Source organism: Brachyspira catarrhinii, assembly GCF_005518285.1.
Classification (GTDB): Bacteria; Spirochaetota; Brachyspiria; order Brachyspirales; family Brachyspiraceae; genus Brachyspira; species Brachyspira catarrhinii.
The window spans coordinates 1-2,673 of sequence record NZ_SJDU01000320.1 but is presented as its reverse complement, the minus strand read 5'-3'; the positions used below and the strand labels follow the sequence as shown (position 1 = coordinate 2,673).

The window sequence follows — 2,673 nt, the reverse complement described above, 5'->3', positions numbered from 1 at the left end:
ATGAGTTTTGCAAAAAGCGGACAAATAAAAAATTTCTGTCAGGCTAACGCGATAATAACCTTAAAAGAATATTCCAACGATTACGCATCAAACGATACGGAAAAAGAAATTGACAGAGTAATGATTAACGAAATAGAAAAAATCCCAAACGAAAAAGTAAAGAATAAACTTGTCCATGCTTTGGACGGAATAGACGAAGGAAGAAGAGATTTTAAATTTTAATTTTTTGGTTTTTAATTAGGCATAAAAATGAACGATACTCCAAATTCAAACAGAACTCATATAGCGATTTTCGGAAGAAGAAACGCGGGGAAATCGAGTATAATAAACGCTCTGGCAAATCAAAATGTCGCGATAGTTTCGGAGAATGCGGGAACTACTACCGACCCCGTGAAAAAAGCCATTGAAATAAATAAAATTGGCGCATGCGTCATAGTCGATACGGCGGGATTCGATGACGATGGAGAACTTGGTTTATTAAGAATTGAAAAGACTAAAAAAATTGTAGAATCAACGGATATTGGATTACTCGTTTTTGATTGCAATTTTGAAAACGAAGATTATATTTTGGAATTGGAATGGAAAAATAAATTATCCGAATTTGGAATTCCGATTATTGCCGTTATAAATAAAATCGATTTGAATAAAAATTATAAAACAGTCGAACAGAATATAAAAGAAATTTTCGATATTGATTGCGCGCCGATAAGCGCAAACAAAAAGATAAATATAGATATTCTTATAGAAACGATAAAAAATAATCTTTCAAAAGAAGACGAAATAAGCATAGTCGGGCATATAGTGGGCGAAGACGATATAGTTTTACTTGTGATGCCTCAAGATATACAAGCGCCGAAAGGAAGATTGATTTTGCCGCAAGTTCAAACGATAAGAGATATACTCGACAATAAAGCGATAGTTGTCGGAGCGACATTCGATAAATTTGAAAAGGCTTTGAAAAGTTTGAAGAAGCCTCCGAAAGTCATAATAACCGATTCGCAAGTTTTTAAAGAAGTTGAAAGATTAAAACCTAAAGAAAGCGCATTAACATCTTTTTCTGTTCTATTCGCTCGATATAAAGGAGATGAAAAAATATACAAAAGAGGAGCTGATTTTATAGATAACTTAAACCAAAAAAGTAAGATACTTATAGCCGAAAGCTGCTCTCATATTCCGCTTGAGGGAGATATTGGAAGGGTAAAAATTCCAAATATGCTTAAAAATAAATTCGGTTTTGCGTTCGATATTGATTACACGGCTGGAGCGGATTTTCCAAGCGATTTGTCGAAATACGATTTGATTATTCATTGCGGAGGATGTATGGGAACGAGAAAGCAAATATTAAACAGAATAAGATTATGCGAAAAACAAAATAAACCGATAACGAATTACGGAATGGCAATAGCTAAAATAAACGGAGTTAATTATATTTAATGAACGATATTATTGATATTAACAAGGCTAAAAAAATAATAGATAAAATCAACAAAAAAGAAAAAATTTCTTATAAAGACGCTTTAACTCTTTTATCTTCTTTTGAATACGATAACGATTTAAATAAAAAGAAACTTGATAAAAAAGAAAAAATTGAAATAAAAGAATTAAAAAAATATTTGAGAGAAAAAGCGAGAGAAAAAGCGGATAAAATTTTCGGAAAATATATTTTTATGCGCGGGCTTATAGAGTTTACGAATTATTGCAAAAACGATTGTATTTACTGTGGGATAAGAAAAAGCAATAAAAACGTAGAAAGATATAGACTCAATAAAAAAGAAATTTTGGAATGTTGTAAAATTGGCTACGAAATTGGTTTTAGAACTTTTGTTTTGCAAGGCGGAGAGGATAAATTTTTTAATATAGAGAGAATGTCGAATATCGTTCAAGCGATAAAAAAAGAATTCCCCGACTGCGCTTTGACTCTATCAATCGGCGAAAAGGAAGAAGAATATTATAAAGAATTGAAAAACAACGGAGCGAATAGATTTCTTTTGAGACATGAAACTTCCGAAAACGAGCATTATTCAAAATTGCATCCTAAATACATGAGTTTGGAAAATAGAAAGGAATGTTTAAAGACTTTGAAAAAATTAGGATTTCAAACGGGAACGGGAATGATGATTGGAAGCCCTTTTCAGAAATTGGAAAATATCGCTGGAGATTTGATATTTATGCAGGAAATTAAACCCGAAATGATAGGAATCGGTCCTTTTTTGCCGCATAAAGACACTCCTTTTGCAAATGAAAAAATAGGAGAATTGGAGCTTACTTTGATTCTTATAAGTATTCTTCGTTTGATTTTTCCTTTGTCTTTGATTCCCGCAACCACGGCGCTCGGCACTATAAAAGAAGGTGGACGCGAACTCGGAATATTGCATGGCGCTAATGTCGTTATGCCGAATCTCTCTCCAATGAATGTGAGAAAAAAATATTTGCTTTATAATAATAAAATATCCACTGGAACTGAATCCGCCGAAGGAGTGGAACTTTTAAGAGAGAGCATTGATAAAATTGGTTATATTCTCACTGGAGCGAGAGGCGATTTTGATAGAAATAGAAAATTAAAAAATAAGTAAAAGTTTATAAAATATTATTAAAAAAGGGAGACTAAATTTTAGCCTCCCTAATTATGGTTAATTCTTAATTATTATTGTAATAATCTAAGATCGCCTTGCG

At 32.2% G+C, this 2,673-nt stretch carries 2 protein-coding genes and 1 pseudogene; all 3 read left to right on the top strand.

The features are described 5' to 3' along the window. Positions 1–222 (top strand): annotated as a pseudogene (locus tag EZH24_RS09955) ([FeFe] hydrogenase H-cluster radical SAM maturase HydG); the annotation flags it as partial. 27 nt (positions 223–249) lie between these two features. Next, a complete protein-coding gene (hydF, locus tag EZH24_RS09950) occupies positions 250–1,434 on the top strand; it encodes a [FeFe] hydrogenase H-cluster maturation GTPase HydF (protein WP_137998992.1) in 1,185 nt (394 codons plus the stop codon). Between the two features lie 8 nt (positions 1,435–1,442). Continuing rightward, positions 1,443–2,573, top strand: a complete 1,131-nt coding sequence (hydE, locus tag EZH24_RS09945; RefSeq protein WP_137998993.1) for a [FeFe] hydrogenase H-cluster radical SAM maturase HydE — start codon at positions 1,443–1,445, stop codon at positions 2,571–2,573. Positions 2,574–2,673: the final 100 nt, after the last annotated feature.